General features: G+C 63.2%; 17 protein-coding genes. 8 read left to right on the top strand and 9 right to left on the bottom strand.

Going from position 1 to position 16,789, the window contains the following annotated elements; translation table 11 throughout:
- The first annotated feature begins 134 nt into the window (after positions 1–134).
- Both nirB and nirD read left to right on the top strand, forming a co-directional pair.
- Positions 135–2,678 carry a nitrite reductase large subunit NirB gene (gene nirB, locus AC0IYH_RS16380; RefSeq protein ID WP_471835149.1) on the top strand — a complete coding sequence of 848 codons (2,544 nt, stop codon included), beginning with the start codon at positions 135–137 and terminating at the stop codon, positions 2,676–2,678.
- Positions 2,678–3,019 carry a nitrite reductase small subunit NirD gene (nirD, locus tag AC0IYH_RS16375; RefSeq protein ID WP_471835148.1) on the top strand — a complete coding sequence of 114 codons (342 nt, stop codon included), beginning with the start codon at positions 2,678–2,680 and terminating at the stop codon, positions 3,017–3,019. Before nirB ends, nirD begins: the two co-directional genes overlap by 1 nt.
- A 110-nt stretch (positions 3,020–3,129) precedes the next feature.
- Here nirD and AC0IYH_RS16370 read toward each other — a convergent pair whose 3' ends face one another.
- From AC0IYH_RS16370 to AC0IYH_RS16345, 6 genes are all read right to left on the bottom strand, one after another.
- Entirely contained in the window at positions 3,130–4,461 is a 1,332-nt protein-coding gene (locus tag AC0IYH_RS16370; protein ID WP_471835146.1) for an ABC transporter substrate-binding protein, read from the bottom strand.
- Between the two features lie 28 nt (positions 4,462–4,489).
- Positions 4,490–5,557, bottom strand: a complete 1,068-nt coding sequence (locus tag AC0IYH_RS16365) for a branched-chain amino acid ABC transporter permease (protein ID WP_471835144.1) — start codon at positions 5,555–5,557, stop codon at positions 4,490–4,492.
- A gap of 22 nt (positions 5,558–5,579) precedes the next feature.
- Positions 5,580–6,461, bottom strand: a complete 882-nt coding sequence (locus tag AC0IYH_RS16360; protein WP_471835143.1) for a branched-chain amino acid ABC transporter permease — start codon at positions 6,459–6,461, stop codon at positions 5,580–5,582.
- A 2-nt stretch (positions 6,462–6,463) separates the two neighbouring features.
- Positions 6,464–7,240 carry an ABC transporter ATP-binding protein gene (locus tag AC0IYH_RS16355; RefSeq protein ID WP_471835141.1) on the bottom strand — a complete coding sequence of 259 codons (777 nt, stop codon included), beginning with the start codon at positions 7,238–7,240 and terminating at the stop codon, positions 6,464–6,466.
- A 10-nt stretch (positions 7,241–7,250) separates the two neighbouring features.
- Positions 7,251–8,306 carry an AMP-binding protein gene (locus AC0IYH_RS16350; protein WP_471835140.1) on the bottom strand — a complete coding sequence of 352 codons (1,056 nt, stop codon included), beginning with the start codon at positions 8,304–8,306 and terminating at the stop codon, positions 7,251–7,253.
- A 158-nt stretch (positions 8,307–8,464) separates the two neighbouring features.
- Complete coding sequence (locus AC0IYH_RS16345; RefSeq protein WP_471835139.1) at positions 8,465–8,962, bottom strand: MarR family winged helix-turn-helix transcriptional regulator; 498 nt, start codon at positions 8,960–8,962, stop codon at positions 8,465–8,467.
- Positions 8,963–9,011: 49 nt separating this feature from the next.
- Between AC0IYH_RS16345 and AC0IYH_RS16340 the strand changes: the two genes are divergently transcribed.
- On the top strand, positions 9,012–10,502 hold the full coding sequence (locus tag AC0IYH_RS16340) for an FAD-dependent oxidoreductase (protein WP_471835137.1): 1,491 nt from the start codon (positions 9,012–9,014) through the stop codon (positions 10,500–10,502).
- On the opposite strand, the gene AC0IYH_RS16335 is transcribed toward AC0IYH_RS16340, so the two are convergent.
- Complete coding sequence (locus tag AC0IYH_RS16335; RefSeq protein WP_471835136.1) at positions 10,452–11,126, bottom strand: aspartate/glutamate racemase family protein; 675 nt, start codon at positions 11,124–11,126, stop codon at positions 10,452–10,454. The genes AC0IYH_RS16340 and AC0IYH_RS16335 overlap by 51 nt on opposite strands.
- Before the next feature lie 77 nt (positions 11,127–11,203).
- On the opposite strand from AC0IYH_RS16335, the gene AC0IYH_RS16330 reads away from it, so the two are divergent.
- Positions 11,204–11,632, top strand: coding sequence for an HIT domain-containing protein (locus tag AC0IYH_RS16330; RefSeq protein ID WP_116627735.1), 429 nt, complete (start codon positions 11,204–11,206; stop codon positions 11,630–11,632).
- Positions 11,633–11,636: 4 nt separating this feature from the next.
- On the opposite strand, the gene AC0IYH_RS16325 is transcribed toward AC0IYH_RS16330, so the two are convergent.
- A complete protein-coding gene (locus AC0IYH_RS16325; protein ID WP_471835134.1) occupies positions 11,637–12,503 on the bottom strand; it encodes an aldo/keto reductase family oxidoreductase in 867 nt (288 codons plus the stop codon).
- A 72-nt stretch (positions 12,504–12,575) separates the two neighbouring features.
- Between AC0IYH_RS16325 and AC0IYH_RS16320 the strand changes: the two genes are divergently transcribed.
- Both AC0IYH_RS16320 and AC0IYH_RS16315 read left to right on the top strand, forming a co-directional pair.
- Positions 12,576–13,220, top strand: a complete 645-nt coding sequence (locus tag AC0IYH_RS16320) for a TetR/AcrR family transcriptional regulator (RefSeq protein WP_471835133.1) — start codon at positions 12,576–12,578, stop codon at positions 13,218–13,220.
- A gap of 5 nt (positions 13,221–13,225) precedes the next feature.
- Positions 13,226–13,687, top strand: a complete 462-nt coding sequence (locus tag AC0IYH_RS16315) for an NUDIX hydrolase (RefSeq protein WP_471835131.1) — start codon at positions 13,226–13,228, stop codon at positions 13,685–13,687.
- Here AC0IYH_RS16315 and AC0IYH_RS16310 read toward each other — a convergent pair.
- Positions 13,671–14,246, bottom strand: a complete 576-nt coding sequence (locus tag AC0IYH_RS16310) for a cysteine hydrolase family protein (RefSeq protein ID WP_471835129.1) — start codon at positions 14,244–14,246, stop codon at positions 13,671–13,673. The genes AC0IYH_RS16315 and AC0IYH_RS16310 overlap by 17 nt on opposite strands.
- A gap of 120 nt (positions 14,247–14,366) precedes the next feature.
- On the opposite strand from AC0IYH_RS16310, the gene AC0IYH_RS16305 reads away from it, so the two are divergent.
- A complete protein-coding gene (locus AC0IYH_RS16305; RefSeq protein ID WP_471835127.1) occupies positions 14,367–15,755 on the top strand; it encodes an XAC2610-related protein in 1,389 nt (462 codons plus the stop codon).
- Between the two features lie 155 nt (positions 15,756–15,910).
- Positions 15,911–16,789, top strand: an 879-nt coding sequence (locus AC0IYH_RS16300; protein WP_471835125.1) for an ESPR domain-containing protein, incomplete at its 3' end; no start/stop codon positions are given.

Here is a 16,789-nt window from a genome sequence, read left to right as displayed (position 1 = left end):
GGGCAATAGCGATGGATCCGGCGCAGTCGCCGAACCGATCCCGCCACAAGAACAGGCAAAGACGCCTGGAACCGCAAGGTTTCAGGCGTTTTTTTTTGCTTTTTAAACCGTGATGAATGGTGTCAGGTGCTGATATGAACAAACCGATGAAAACCCTGATCGTCGTGGGCAATGGCATGGTCGGCCATCACTGTGTGGAGCAACTGATCGAGCGCGGTGCGCTGGATCACTACCACCTGCATGTGTTCAGCGAGGAGCCGATGCGCGCCTATGACCGTGTGCATCTGTCCGAGTATTTCACCGGCCGCGATGCCGAGTCGCTGGCACTCTCCGACGCGGCGCTGTACCAGACGCCGGGCGTGACCTTGCACTTGGGCGTGCCGGTACTGGAAATCGACCGCGCCCGTCGTGAGGTGATCACCGCCAATGGCTGCGTGGCCTACGACACGTTGGTCTTGGCCACTGGCTCCTACCCGTTTGTACCGCCGATTGAAGGCGCCGAAGGCGATTCGCGCCTGGTGTACCGCACCCTGCAAGACCTCGACGCGATCCGCGCTGCCGCCGCCAATGCCCGCCGTGGCGTAGTGGTCGGTGGTGGCCTGCTGGGCCTTGAGGCCGCCAACGCGCTGAAAAGCCTTGGGCTGGAAGCCCACGTGGTGGAGTTCGCGCCGCGCCTGATGCCGGTGCAGCTGGATGACTTTGGCGGGCTGGCGCTCAAGGCGCAGATCGAACGCCTCGGCGTCGGTGTGCATCTGTCCCGCGCCACGCAGTCGATCAGTGCGGGCGAGCATTATCGCTATCGGATGAACTTCGCCAATGAGGAATTCCTCGAAACCGACCTGATTGTGTTCTCCGCCGGGATCCGCGCCCAGGATGCCCTGGCGCGCCAGGCCGGCCTGGAGATCGGCCCGCGCGGCGGCGTGGTGATCAACGATGAATGTTTGAGTGGCGACCCGCATATCTACGCGATCGGCGAGTGCGCGTCCTGGAACGGCAGCCTGTTCGGCCTGGTCGCGCCGGGCTACCAGATGGCCCGAGGCGTGGCTGCGCTGTTGTGCGAGCAGACCGCCGAGCCGTTCGTGGGTGCGGATATGTCGACCAAGCTGAAACTGCTCGGCGTCGACGTCGGCTCCATCGGCGACGCCCATGCCCACACCCCGGGCGCGCGCAGCTATCAGTTTATCGACGAAGCCAGCGCCAGCTACCGGCGCCTGGTGGTGGATGCGAGCGGCAAGCATGTGATCGGCGCGGTGCTGGTCGGCGACAACAGCTATTACGACACGCTGCTGCAATACATGCAGAACGCGATTGCGCTGCCGGCGGAACCGGCCAGCCTGATCCTGCCGTCGTCCGCCGGCGCACCGACTCTTGGCCCCGGCGCGTTGCCCGAGTCGGCCACCGTGTGCTCCTGCCATAACGTGACCAAAGGCGCGATTTGCTCGGCCATCGACGGCGGTTGCAGCGACCTGGGTTTGCTCAAGTCCCAGACCAAGGCCTGCACCGGCTGCGGTGGTTGCGCCGGCTTGCTCAAGCAGGTATTCGAGCATGAGTTGATTGCCCGTGGCGTCAGCGTCGACAAGAGCCTGTGTGAACACTTCGCCTTTACCCGTCAGGAACTGTATGCCCTGGTGCGTGTGGAAGGGGTGATCACCTTCGAAGAACTGCTGGCCAAACACGGGCGTGGCCATACCGGTTGCGACGTGTGCAAGCCGGCGGTGGGTTCGATCCTGGCGTCGTGCTGGAACCAGCCGATCATGGACGCGTCCCTGGTGCCGTTGCAGGACACCAACGACACCTTCATGGCCAATATGCAAAAGAACGGCACCTATTCGGTGGTGCCACGGATTCCGGGTGGTGAGATCACCGCCGACAAGCTGATCGTGATTGGTGAAGTGGCGAAAAAATATGACCTCTACACCAAGATCACCGGCGGGCAGCGCATCGACTTGTTCGGCGCACAGCTGCATGAACTGCCGGATATCTGGGCCGAGCTGATCGCCGCCGGGTTTGAAACCGGGCATGCGTATGGCAAGTCCACGCGCACGGTGAAGTCCTGCGTGGGCAGCACCTGGTGCCGCTACGGCGTGCAGGACAGCGTGAAAATGGCGCTGCTGATCGAGGATCGCTACAAGGGCCTGCGCTCGCCGCACAAGCTCAAGTTCGCGGTGTCCGGCTGCACCCGCGAGTGCGCCGAGGCGCAGAGCAAGGATGTGGGCGTGATCGCCACCGAGAAGGGCTGGAACCTCTACATCGCCGGCAATGGCGGCATGCGCCCACGGCATGCGGAGCTGTTCGCCACCGACCTGGACGACGCCACACTGATCCAGTACATCGACCGCTTCCTGATGTTCTACATCCGCACCGCCGACAAACTCCAGCGCACCTCGGTATGGCGCGAAAGCCTGGAAGGCGGCCTGGATTTCCTCAAGGACGTGATCCTGCACGACAGCCTCGGCCTGGGTGCCGAGTTGGAAGCGCAGATGCAGCTGGTGGTCGACCGCTACGAATGCGAATGGGCGAATGCTCTCAAGGACCCGGAAAAACTCAAGCGCTTCCGCACCTTCGTCAATGACAAACGCCCCGACCCGGACATCCACTTTGTCCAGGAACGCGGCCAGCGCCGGCCGATCATGGCCACCGAACTCAACCTGATTCCCGTCATCGAGGAGATTGCCTGATGAGCCAGACTGCCTGGAGAAACGTCTGCAGCGAACACGATCTGGTCAGCAATTCCGGCGTGGTGGTGTGGCTCGATGGCGCGCAAGTCGCGTTGTTCTACCTGCCCGGCGCCCAAGACCAGACGCTGTTTGCGATCGACAACCATGACCCGGAATCCGGCGCGAATGTCATCGGCCGGGGGCTGGTGGGCAGTATCAAAGGCGACCTGGTGGTGGCTGCGCCGATCTATAAGCAGCATTACCGTTTGCACGACGGGCAGTGCCTGGAGGCGCCAAACCAGCGCTTGCGGGTGTGGCCGGTGCGACTGAACAACGGCGTGGTGGAACTCGGCGTCAACTGACACCACGCGGTCCAAATGTGGGAGGGGGCTTGCCCCCGATGAGGGTGTGTCAGTCAACAGATTCATTGGCTGATCCACCGCCATCGGGGGCAAGCCCCCTCCCACATTTTCTACTGTTCCTTGCTGCAATCGCGCGGGGTGATGCCTTTCTCCTTCGCATACTGCGCCGCCGACGCTTCGATGATCGGCCGCAGCAACGCGCGGTCGGCCTGGACCCAATCGCTGATCAGGTTCCAGCGCTGGCCATCCCACTGCTGGAAGCGCACCGCGCCGCCGCCTTCGTGGTCGGCGCAGGAGAGTTTCAGCGGTTGTACCAGGCCTTTGGCGCCGAGGGCTTGCAGGCGCGCATCGTCCAGGTTCAGGTGCTCGAAGCCCCAGCGTACCTGTTCGCCGGTCAGCGGTTGGTGGCCGTATTTTTCCTGGGCCAGGCGCACGGCTTCGACGTTGAGAATGCCGTTGACCACGCCCAGGTTGTAATACACCGTGCCGAAGCGTTCAGGGTCGGCCAGGTTGCCCTTGCCGGCGTCGACCACGCTTTGCTTGATGCCTTGCAGCACCGGAAAATCGGTGCCCGACGGGTGCGTGGTGATCGCGATAAAGCCCTTGGCCGCGCTGCCCGCCGGCACCACATCTTCTTCCGAGTTGCTCCAGATGTTGCCGATGATGTGATCCGCCGGGTAGCCGACTTTTTGCGCGGATTTGAGCGCCACCGGGTTCATCACACCCCAACCACGCAGGATCACCCAGTCGGGCTTGAGGCGCCGGATGTTCAGCCATTGGGATTGCTGCTCGTTGCCGGGGTGCGGCACTTCCAGCAGGGTCAGTTCGAAACCGGCGTTTTTCGCCAGGGTTTGCAGCACGCCGTTGGTTTCCTTGCCATAGGGCGAGCCGTGGTAGAGCACGGCGATTTTCTTGCCTTTGAGTTTGTCGGCGCCGCCTTCGCGTTGGCCGATGTAGTTGATGATCGCCGAGACTTCCGAGTACGGGTTCAGTTGCAGCGGGAACACATAGGGGAACACGCTGCCGTCGGTGGAATCGGTGCGCCCGTGGTTGATGGTGATCAACGGCAATTTGTCTGCGGTGGAGCGGTCCAGCGTGGCGTAGGCGATGCCCACCGACAGCGGGTTGGTGGCGGCAGCCGGTGCGCCGTTGAGCCCGCCCTTGAGGCGCTCGTAGCACTCGACGCCTTTTTCCACCACGTATTCGGTTTCGCATTCGCTCCAGGTCAACTTGACCCCGTTCACGCCGCCCTTGGCGTTGATGTATTGCAGGTAGTCGATAAAGCCACCAAAGAACCCGGTGCCGCCGGCGGCGTAAGGTCCGACCCGGTAGCTCTGCAACGGGAAGTACTGCTCGTTGGCGGCCTGGGCCGTGCCCGTGAGCCCGGCGGTGATCAACGCCAGGCCCAAGGCCAGGCGGCGCAGCGATAAGCGGTGTGTCATAGCGGGTATTCCTGGGGGGTGATGAAAGTCAGTAACGCAACGGCCAGACCCTGGCCCGTTGGCGAAAGCGCTGCCACAGCCGGGCCAGCCCCTCCGGTTCTTTGATCAGGAAGGTGATGATCAGCGCGCCGAACAGCATCTTCTGGATATTTTCCAGCTGGCCCGCGTCCATCAGCCCGCTGGGCAAGAGGCCGAACAGGTTGCCCAACAGGATCGGAAACAACACGATGAACGCCGCGCCCAGTACATTGCCAAGCACGCTGCCGAGGCCGCCGATAATGATGATGAACAGCACCTGGAACGAGCGGCTCAGGTCAAAGCCATGGGGCTCCACCGTGCCGAGGTAGGCGAATGCCCACAGTGAACCGGCGACGCCCAGGTAGAAGCCGCTGATGGCAAACGCCAGCAGCTTGGCCTTGAGCAGGCGGATACCGATCACGGCGGCGGCAGTGTCCATGTCGCGTACCGCCATCCAGTTGCGGCCCATCTCGCTGCGCACCAGGTTTTTACCCAGCCAGAACAGCGCGACCACCACCGCCAGGGTCAACAGGTAGCGGCCCCGGGGCGAGCTGAAATCCAGCCCGGCAATCAGCAGCGGCGGCGAGGTGATCACCCCGGAGGCGTTGTCGTTGGTAAACCAGCTGAATCGGGTGAGCACCCACTCGACCACGAACTGCGCGGCCAGGGTGGCCACCAGCAGGTAGAAACCCTTGATACGCAGGCTCGGCAACCCAAAAAACACTGCCACGAGCGCGGCGATCACACCGCCGAGGGCAAAGCTCACCAGCAACGGCAAGCCAGGCACGCGCAGTTGCAGGTTGTAGGCCGCAAAGGCGCCCACCGCCATGAACGCCGCCGAGCCCAGCGACAGTTGCCCCGCGTAGCCGGTGAGCAGGTTCAGCCCCAACCCGGCGAGGGATAGCACCAGCAGCGGCACCAGGATCGCGCTGAACCAGTAGTCATTGCCCAGCCACGGCACGGCCACAAACGCAAAACCCAGCAACAGCCAGAGTGCGATGCGGTCCTGGCGCAGGCGGAAGGTGCGGCGCTCGGCCGCGTAGGAGGTGCTGATTTGACCGACTTCTTGATACAGCATGCAGGCATTTCCTTAAAAACGATCAGACCCGTTCGATGGCACGCTCGCCGAACAACCCGGCAGGCCGCACCAGCAAAAACAGCAACGCCAGCACGTAGGGCACCCAGTTTTCGATACCGCTGCCGATGATCGGGCCGAGGTAGATCTCGGCGATTTTCTCCGCCGCGCCGATGATCAAGCCGCCGACAATCGCGCCGCCAATCGACGAGAAGCCGCCGATGATCAGCACCGGCAGCGCCTTGAGCACCACCAGCGACAGCGAGAACTGCACCCCCAGGCGTGCGCCCCAGAGCAAGCCGGCCACCAGCCCGACAAACCCCGCCACCGCCCATACCAGCGCCCAGATGCGCGGCAGGAGAATGCCCACCGCCATGGCCGCCAACGGGTCATCGGCCACCGCACGCAATGACAGACCGACACGGGTTTTGTTGAACAGCAGTGACAGCGCCAGCACCAGCGCAGCGGCCGTGCCGGCGGCAAACAGGTCGAATTGCGAGAGCAGCATGCCGCGGATTTCCAGGGGCTCGTCGGCGATGCCCAGGTCGAGCCCGTGCACCTGCGCGCCCCACAGGAACTGGGCAAACCCCTCGATCATGTAGGACAGCCCGAGGGTGGCCATGAAAAGGATGATCGGCGGGCGATTGACCAGCGGGCGCAGCACCACTTTTTCGATCAGCAGCGCCAGCACCACCATGCTCGCCAGGGTGGCGAGGAATGCCAAGGCAAAGGGCACGCCGCGTTCGAGCAGGCTGACAAAGGTCAGCGCGGCAAACAGCACCATGGCGCCCTGGGCAAAGTTGAACACGCCGGAGGCCTTGTAGATCAGCACAAAACCAATCGCCACCAGGGCGTACATCACGCCGGCCAGCAGGCCGCCGATAAGGACCTCGAAGAAAAATTCCATGTTCAGCTCCCCAGGTAGGCGGCGATAACCTCGGGGTTGGCGCGCACCTGTTGCGGGGTGCCATCGCCAATCTTGCGGCCGTAGTCAAGCACCACCACGTGGTCGCACAAGCCCATGACCACGCCGATATCGTGTTCGATCAACACCACGGTGGTGCCGTATTCGCGGTTGATGTCGCGGATAAACTGGCTCATCTGCGCCTTCTCCTCGGCGTTCATGCCGGCCATGGGTTCATCCAGCAGCAACAGGGTCGGCTCGGACGCCAGGGCGCGGGCCAGTTCCACGCGTTTTTGCAGGCCGTAGGGCAGGGTGCCCACCAGCACGTGGCGCCAGGGGTGAATTTGCAAAAACGCGATCACCTGTTCGGCATGCAGGCGGTGCGCGTCGTCCTCACGCGGGGCGCGGCCCAGGCGCAGCATTTGCTCGAGCCAACTGCTGCGGCGCTTGAGGTTGCGGCCGGTGAGCACGTTGTCGAGCACGCTCATGCCCTTGAACAGCGCGATGTTCTGGAAGGTGCGCGCGATACCGCCCTCGGCGGCCTGGTGAGCGCGCATGCGCCGGCGGGTCTGGCCGGCGTAGCGGATGCTGCCGCTCTGCGGTTGGTAGACGCCGTTGATCACATTGAGCAACGAGCTTTTGCCGGCACCGTTGGGGCCGATCAGCCCGCAGATATCGCCGGCCTTGACCTCGAAGCTGATGGAGGTGATGGCCTTGATGCCCTTGAACGACAGCGATATGTCATCGAGCCGCAGTAATACCGTTTCAGTGGGTGCGTGCATGGCGGGCTCGTCAGACGGTTTGAGACAGCAGGGGGGCGACGGGTTCGTGGCGCGTGGAGGGTTCCTGCCAGTTGCCGGGGCGAATCCCCAGCGCGGCAAAAAACGCTGCGCTGTGCGGGCTCAACGCCGGCCCCACCAGCAAGGGCGCACGCAGCCGGCTCATGCCGAGTACGTCACGCAGCGGCCGGCGCACCAGCCAGTGGCCCAGCCAGCGGCGCACGGGCGACGGGGTTGGCTGCATGGCCCAGGTGTACACGCGATGGCTGAACGTGCCAGGCAGCGGCAGGCGTTCGCGCACCCATTCTTCAAGGCGCCCGTAGGACTCGCGAGTGCCCAGCACCAAGGTGGGGCCCAGCTCGCGGCGGTCGGTGTCGCGGGTGCTCAGGGCTTCCGGGAAGTTCAGGCAGAACCCGGCGAGCAGCCAGGGTGCGAGCAGGTAGCGCGCCTGCCCGCTGGCGGCAAATACCCGTGCGGCCAGGGCTTCTTCGTCGCTGCCCAGGTGCTCGCGGGCGATCAGTGTGCGCGCGCCTGCCAGCAACTGCGCATGGGTCAACTGCACGCGGGTGTCGGTATGGAACACGAAGGCCAGATCGTTTGAATGAGCAGCGCACGCCGGCGTGGCGGCGCCGACACACAGGTCGGCATAGGCAATCAGGCGGGCGTGTTGGGGCTGATTCAGGCCGCGCCCGTCGAGGTACACCACCGCCTCGCATTCACCGACCTGCTGCACGGCCTCCAGGTCTTGTGCCAATACCCAGCGCGGGCGCAGTTGGGTCAGCAGCGCGCGGTTATCGCGGTCGGGGTCCAGCAGGGTGACGCTGGCGCCCAACCATTGCGCGGCCAGCGCCAGCAGCAGGGCCTCGGGGCGCGCCTGGCTGAGGATCAACAGGTCATCGTCGCACCCGACACCGCGTTGTTGCAGGGCGCCAGCAAGTTGGCCGATGTCGTCGGCCAGTTCGCTCCAGCGCCGCTCATGCCAGATGCCCAGCCGCTTGTAACGCAACGCAATCGCCGTGCCGCGTGTTTGGGCTTGGCGCAACAGTGCCTGGGGCAGAGTGTGGGGCATGGGTGCATCCTTCGGGGTTGATGCGAAGGCGATTGCATGGCCCATGCCAGGGGAATAAAAACTTTTAATTCAATGGGATACAGCGGTTGTGCGGGAAAGTGGCGTGTGTTGATTCAGCACAAGCTGTCCAGGCACTGTTGGCGCGGCAACAGTGCCGGTCAGTAGATATCTTTGGTGGCGCGGTCCGAATCGTCCTTCAGCTCGTCGGCAAACTTGCGCATCAGCCGTACCAGGTTGTCGAAGTCACCCTCGTCCCAGGTGGAAAAGATCGATACGCCAATCTTCTCCCGTGTTTCATCGACACGGTCGGTCATGGCCTTGCCTTTTTCGGTGATCACCGACTCGCGCACGCGGCGGTCGGCTGCGCTTGCCTGGCGCAGGATCAAGCCGAGGCTTTCCAGCTTCGCCACCTGGCGGCTGACGGTGGTGTAGTCGCGGCCGACGCGGTCGGCCAGTTCGACCACGCCGATCGGGCCCAGCCGTTCCACCAGCACCAGCAGCGGAAACAGCGCGCGATCCAGGGCAATCCCGGCTTCGCGCACCATGGCTTCGTCGCGTTGCGGGCGGTTCATCACACCCACGATCTCCACCAGCGAGCCATGCAGGTCGCGCAGCTGAGCGGATATATGTGCGCTTTGCACATTTTTAATTGACACTAAATTTCTCCCTCTTAATATGTGCGTATTGCACATATAGGTGATCCATATGAACAAGCAAGCCGCTGTCGATGTACTGATTTGTGGTGCCGGTGCCGCCGGCCTGACCTTGGCGATTGACCTGGCCAGAAGGGGCGTCACCTTGCGCCTGATCGAAAAAAGCCAGCAACCGTTCCACGGTTCGCGCGGCAAAGGCATTCAGCCACGCTCGCAGGAAGTCTTCGAAGACCTGGGGATTCTCGACCGTTTGGTGGCACTGGGGGGAGTCTATCCGACTGAGCGGCGCTACCGCGACGATGGCAGCTACAGCGATGCGGATTTCATCGAAGCCCAGGCCCCGACGCCGGCCGAACCGTATCAACAACCGTTGATGCTGGCGCAGTTTCTGACCGAGCGGGTGCTGCGCGAGCGCCTGCTGGAGTTGGGTCATCAGCCTGAGTTCGGCTGTGAGCTGGTGGGCTTTGTGCAGGCCCAGGAGGGCGTCACTGCCCAGCTAGTGGGCCCGGCGGGTGAAGAGCGCGTTCGCGCACGCTGGTTGATCGGCGCCGATGGCGGTCGCAGTTTGGTGCGGCATGCGCTTGATATCGGCTTTCCAGGCAAGACCCTGGGCGTCAGCGCGCTGGTCGCCGATGTGGTGTTGAGCGGTTTATCACGCGACCACTGGCACCGCTTTGGCGAAGGCGACATGCAGCGCCAGATTGCCCTCTGCCCGCTGGCCGGAACCGAGTTGTTCCAGATCCAGGGGCCGATTGCGCCGGATGCCGACATCGATTTCAGCGCCGAGGGCCTGACCGCAATCGTTGCCCAGCGCACCGGCCGCGCTGACATACAGGTGCATGCCGTGGCTTGGGCGTCGGCCTACAGTATGAATGCGCGCCTGGCCGACCAGTACCGGGTTGGCCGGGTATTGCTGGTGGGCGACGCGGCGCATATCCACCCGCCCACTGGCGGCCAGGGGCTCAATACCAGCGTGCAGGACGCCTATAACCTGGGGTGGAAGCTGGCCGCCGTAATCAACGGTGCGCCGGATGAACTGCTCGACAGCTATGAGGAAGAGCGCCGCCCTGTCGCCGCGAGTGTGCTCGGGCTGTCGACTCAGTTGCTGGGCGAGATGAAAAAGGGCGAGATGCGCCGGGGCAGGGAAGTGCACCAGTTGGATATCGGCTACCCGCAGTCCTCGCTGGCCCTGGCACATCCAACGCGTGCGGCCACACTCCTTGCCGGCGACCGCGCGCCGGATGCACCGATCCGCGGCGCCGCCGGGCAAGCAGTGCGTCTGTTCAACCTTATGCAGGGCCCGCACTGGACGCTGCTGGGCTACGGCGTAAACCGCGGTCTGGTAGCGCCACGGCCCGGGCTGCATGTCCATGCATTCGGCGCGCAAGGTGAACTGGTCGACGACCAGGGCCATTTTCAACGCGCCTATGGGCTGGCGATCGGTGATTGGGTGCTGGTACGTCCCGATGGGTATGTCGGGGCGATTGTGTCGTCAGCCCAGGTCGACCTTCTGGAGGCCTACCTTGAGCGGGTTCTCAACTGAGCGCACGGCGGCTTCAAGACCGGCCAGCGCACTGGTGAGCGGGCGTGGGCCTGCGCTGACGTAAGCGGCCGCGCCGCTCATCGATGCTTGAGCCAGCGCAACTCTTGACGCTCCCGCTGTGTAGGCGGCATCGGCGGCCTTGGCGACAGCTGCCAGATAGCCGTCGATGTCACCCGCTTTGAACAATCCCCACGCCCCTGGAACCAGCTGCACCTCGACGGTCGCATTCGAGTGCAACGCCGCCGCGCGGAACAGTCGCGAGGTGGGTTCAAGGGTCGTCTCTACCGCACACAACACCACGACCTTGCCGCCAGCCTGGACGGCTGAAGCGGCCAGTGCTGCGTCGGTGCGCAGGATCGGCGTGCTGGTGGCGATCCCTTCAACCACCGGCCCCAGCGTCGAGCAGGTTAGGACAACCACCTCCGCGTGCCGCGCCAGCGCGAGCAGCGCCGATGCGGTTGACGCGGCGATCTCGGCCGTCAGTTGGCCAACCTGTTCGGCGGCGGCCAAGAGGTCGGCACGCACTTCATGGCGCAGCACTTGCGGGCCGATCCCCAAGGCTTGGGCGGCCGCGTCAAACACGGCGATGTTGCTGGCGGCGGTGTGCAGGCAGGCAATGCGCATGGTCAGGTTCCAGTGCTGGAAATCGAGTTGCAGCGCGTTAAGATGCCGCTCCCACTCTGCTTAATCAAGGACACGCCGTGGCGCTGATCATGGAACGCGTAGCACTGGCCCGCAACGGCGCCAACGACAAAGTCATCTGCCGCATGGCTTCCGGCTGGGCGGTAATGGGGGATGTGCAGTTTCTACCAGGCTACTGCCTGTTGCTGCCCGACCCGGTAGTGGCGAGTCTGAACGACCTGGACACCGAGGCCCGTGCTACCTACCTGCTGGACATGGCGCGCCTCGGCGACGCCGTGTTGCAGGCCACCGGCGCGTTGCGCATGAACTACGAAATCCTGGGTAATTCCGAGCCCGAGTTGCATTGCCATCTGTTCCCGCGCTACGCCTCGGAGCCGGACGACAAACGCCGGATGCCGGCCTGGTTTTATGACTGGAACAATGCGCAGCCGTATGCAGAAGACGTGCATGGGCAACTGCGCAAGGCTATTGCGCAGTTGCTGGGCTGAGACCTCAACCGGCGATGGCGTTCAACTGCGCCACCACGTCATCCGACAATTCCAGTTCCCCCACCGCCAGGTTTTCATGTAAATGAGCGACCGACGAAGTGCCGGGAATCAGCAGGATATTGGGTGAACGGTGCAGCAACCACGCCAGCGCCAGTTGTTTGGGCGTCACCTCCAACTGCTGCGCAATACTGGACAAGGTAGAAGACTGCACCGGGTTGAAACCACCCAATGGGAAGAACGGCACATAGGCAATGCCGTCCTCGGCCAGGTCGTCGATCAAGGCGTTATCGTGCTGATGGGCGATGTTGTACAGGTTCTGTACGCAGACGAACTTGACCAGGGCACGCGCTTCGGCGACTTGCGTCGGCGTGACGTTGCTGATGCCGATATGGCGTACCAGCCCCTGGTGTTGTAGCTCGGCAAGCGCGGTCAATGAGGCTTCGATTGAGCCTTCGCCCGGCCCCATCAGGTTATATGCGCAGCGGAAATTAACCACATCCAGCACGTCCAACCCAAGGTTGCGCAAGTTGTCGTGTACGGCCTGGGTCAGTTCCTCTTTTGACGCGGCGGCATGCCATCCGCCCTCATTGTCGCGACGGGCACCGATTTTGGTGACGAGGGTGAGATCATCCCGATAAGGGTGCAGCGCCTCACGGATGATCTGGTTGGTGACGTGGGGCCCGTAGAAGTCGCTGGTGTCGATATGGTTCACACCGGCTGCGACGGCCTCGCGCAGCACGGCCAGTGCCGCGTCACGATCCTTGGGCGGGCCGAACACATGGGGGCCTGCCAGCTGCATGGCGCCGTAGCCGATGCGGTTGACCTGGCGGTCGCCGAGGGTGAATGTGCCGCTAGTTGTCAAACGTGTCATGTGCGTCGCCCTTGCTTCAACTGAGTAAGGCTCTAATATGAAGGATCCTTCAGATATTGGAATTCGCATTCCATGAGCTTTCCCAAACCCTCATTGAAGCCAAGAAAATCGGCGGTTCAGGCGCGCTCAGCGGTGACTGTCGAGGCGCTGCACCAGGCAACTATTCAGGTTTTGATCCAGCAGGGGTTGGTGCGTTGCACCACCACCCGCGTGGCTGAGCGGGCGGGCATTTCGGTGGGCAGTGTCTACCAGTACTACCCCAACCGCGACGCCTTGCTCGCCGCCGTATTGGAGAAACACCTGGAACGGTTCGCCCAGACTGTGGAGCAGACTTGTGCCCGCCATCATGGCATGCCGGTGGTTGAAATGGCGGCCGGGTTGGTGTCGGCGATGGTCGCCGCCAAACTGCGCGACCAGGGCATTTCCAAAGCTCTGTATGCCATCGCGGGCGAGCGGGGTGGCGCTGAGTTAGTCGCTCGGGTCAATACGCGCGTGGTGGCGGTGATCGCAGAAATGCTCGCGACCGCCGCCGATGCGCATTTTGACGACCCTCACCTGACCGCGGCCATTTCCTTCAGCGCGATCGCCGGCCCGGTGCGCACGCTGCTCGAAGGCAATGCGTCGCCTGCCTTCGAGGCCGGTCTGGAACAACAGACCACCTTGTTGTTGACCGCCTACCTGCAGACCCATCAACACGTTTTATCAAGCAAGGAATAGAGTTCATGCGTCAACGAAAGGCCTCACGCCTGCTGGTCATCAGCCCCTGCCATGAGGTGCTGCTATTCAGGTTCGTGCATAAAGACGGTGCATTAGCCGGGCGCAACTACTGGGCGACGCCAGGTGGGGGCGTGGAGGCGGGGGAAACCTTCGAGGCGGCGGCCATCCGTGAGCTGCGCGAGGAAACCGGTATGCAGGTGAATGCTGTGGCAGCGCCCATTGCAGAGCGCAGTTTTGCCTTGATGCTGCCCAGCGGTGAGACGGTGCTCGCGGTTGAACACTACTTCTTGGTTCACACCGTCAGCACTGAGCTTTCCAGAGCTGAGTGGACGCTGGCAGAGACTCAGGTGATGGCGGATCATCATTGGTGGTCTGCCGAGCAGTTGCGTTCGACGAAGGAAATCGTCTGGCCAGAAGCGCTGGTGGAGATGTTGGAGCAAGCGGGTGCGTTCAAACCTTTGGTGTAACGCAACCAGTGAGTATCTGGGCAGTTTCCACCACCTTGGCATAGTCCATCGCCAGGTTACTCAGCGACAGCGCATGCACATCCTCCGCCGGCCAAAGGCGCCCGGACAGATCGGTCTGGTCGAACGTGTAGCAGGCGTCCGCCGCCACGATCACCTCAAAGCCCAGGTTGCCACCCGAGCGCGCCGTGGCCTCGACGGAGTTGTTGGTGATCACCCCAACGATCACTATCTGCCGGATCGCGCGCGCATGCAGCCAGCGCTCCAGCCCGGTGTGGGTGAAGGCATCCGGGACGTTTTTTTCCACTACGTGTTCATGGGGCAGCGGCTGCAGCGCGGCCTGGAACTCGCAGCCCGGCTGGCCCGGCCAAAACACTGAGCCGGGCGTGCGGGAAATATGTCGCACATGCACGATGGGCCGTGCCGATTGGCGCCAGGCCTCGAGCAGTTGGCGCATCTGCACTTCGGCGTCGGGGTTGTTGCGTCGCCCAAGTGCTGGTTGGGCCATGCCTTGTTGCATATCGATGATCATCAACGCAGCGTTTGTGGCTAACGGTTCCATGGCAGGTCCCTGGGCTTTTTGAGGCACGAAACATATCAGTCAACGCGTGCCGCCAAACAGCGATTTGTTCGGAAACACAGGCTACACTGCCGCCCCCGAATTTCAGCAAGGATGCTTTGAATGCGTTCGCTTGTCAGCGCTGCGTTGCTCTCCACGGCGCTTGCCGCCCCGGCCATGGCCGAACCCCGCTCGTTCTCGGTCGAAGACCCCGGCGGCCACTACCTGGTCGAAGTGCTGTTCCCGCAAGTACCCGAAGACTTGCGCGAACTGACCCGCGCGCTGATCACCGTGCGTGACAAAACCACGCTGGCGATCCTCCAGCAACTGGAAACCCCGGCGGGCAACGTACCGCTGGACCGCCACGGCAAAACCGACGAGGGGCACCTGGTGGGGCAGTACGGCCTGTTGTACTTCGCCGACATCAACGGTGATGGCCGCCAGGACCTGGCGATCCGTAACGGCGACGGTGCCGACAAGGACTTCCAGTTCAACTACGACGTGTACCTGCAAGACTCGCAGAAAACCCAGTGGGTGCTCAACCGCCCCCTGACCGACCTGGCCAACGAAAACTTCGGCGGGATGTTCCTGGTCAATCCAAAGGACGGCACGCTCCAAACGCAAGTTGACCGGGGTTGCTGCTGGACGCGTTCGGGCATCTGGCAGATGCGCGACGGCGACCTGGTGCAGCTCAGTTCATACACCCAGGAACAGGTGCCGGCGACCGATGGCGACGCCAACGACAGCATGCCCGCCGGTTACATGCTGCGCACCACCGGTGAGTGGAAAGACGGTCAATGGCTGGAAACGCCCAGGCTCGAGGGCCCGGTCAATGAAGACCCGCAGCGGCTGGTCGGCACGCTTAACGGCAAGATCCCGGTGGAACTCTGGTACCAGCAACAGGGCACCGTGATGATCGGCGAGCTGCGCTACACCAGGAACGGCAATGGCAAGCTGATCAAGCTGGTGGGCAATCGCGGCGAGTATGGCGACGAATCCTTCCTGTACCTGCACGAATACAGCGACGACGGGCATCAGACCGGCGTCTGGCACATCAAGCAGGACTACACCGGCACCTGGCTCAGCGCCGTCAAGGGGCCGACCCGTGAAATGGCGATCCAGCTGCGCGATGAATACCGCGAACCCGACTTCGGAAAAATCGACAACGTCGCCCGCGACCAGCGCGACGGCCACTACCAGATGCGTGACGACTTCCTCGACCGCGACGGCGACCTGGACCTGAAAATCCTCCCTGAACGCGACGCCCAGGGCAGGGAACTGGCGGAGTTCACCCTCACGCTCAAAGACACCGGCACCGACAAGGTCATCGTCACCACCCACCTGACTGTGCCGATGGAAACCGAAAACCTCATCATCGTGCGCGAACCCGAGGCGGGCGGCCGTGCAGGGCCTTATCACATTCAGTTGGTGAAGAATTTTGCGGTGATCGAGCATAACTCGGCGCCGGACTTTCCGGAATATTTGACGGGGATGTATCGCAAGCAGCCTTGAGGCATGCGCCAGTGCGCCGAATGGTGGCGCTATGATATCAATTGAGTGATAAAGTGCCGCCGCTCGCGCCGCTGAATCGGCGGCGGCACAACACTCAATGGGTCCGGATTCAATGAACCGCCCTTGTACGACTTGAAAGAAACGGAGCGGTAGAGATGAACAAGGGCGTTTTTCGGCTGGTATGGAACCGTAGCCAGGGTGCATTGCAGGTGGTGTCCGAAGTGGCGACGTCGAAAACGTGCGCCCGCGCTTCTACCGGGCCGCGTAAAGCCGTGGTCTGGCCGCTGGCGTTGCTGTCGCTGAGCATGGCGACCGGCGCGATGGCGGCGCCGCGTTATCTCGTCATCACCGACGCCGATTCGGGCGCGGGATCGTTGCGTGAAGGGTTGGACCAGGCGGGGTATCTGGAGATCAACCCAGGTATCCAAAGCATTGCCCTCAACTCGGATGTCCCGGTACTCCACAACTCGACGTTGAATGTGACGGCGCCATTGACCATTTCGGGCGCGGGCCTGGCCGGTAGCGGCAGTGCCCTGGTATTGAACGGGACCAACGTCGGCACGCTGGCCACCGCGATTTCAGGCCGGTTCAATGGCCGGGCCGCAGACGCAGGTTATGCGACCGATGGCAGTGCCGGTGGCACAGGTGGCGCCGGGCAAAACGGCACCTACCTGGCTGGCGCAACCGCTGCTTCGAATGGCGTCAGCGGGAGTTTCTTCGCGCTCACCAACAATGGCGGCGTACTCGGCGGACAGGGCTCATCCGTGCTTTCGGCCGGGAATGGCGGAGCGGGTGGGGTGGGTGGTCTTGCTGCTGCCGGAGGCGCTGGTGGCACCGGTGCCAGCGGCGGTACAGGCGCTGCCGGTGGTGCTGGTGTTTCTGGCAGTTCTTTTACGCTGACCAACAATGACTATATCTATGGGGGCGGTGGCGCCAGTGGCGTCAACGGAGGCAAGGGCGGGAACGGCGGCGCCGGCGGCAACTCCAGCGGTTTTGACTTCGAGGCAGGGGGGGCAGGGGGCCGTGGCGGGGAC

It is taken from the genome of Pseudomonas sp. AC463 (genome assembly GCF_979253585.1).
This window is presented reverse-complemented; position numbering and strand designations above follow the sequence as displayed.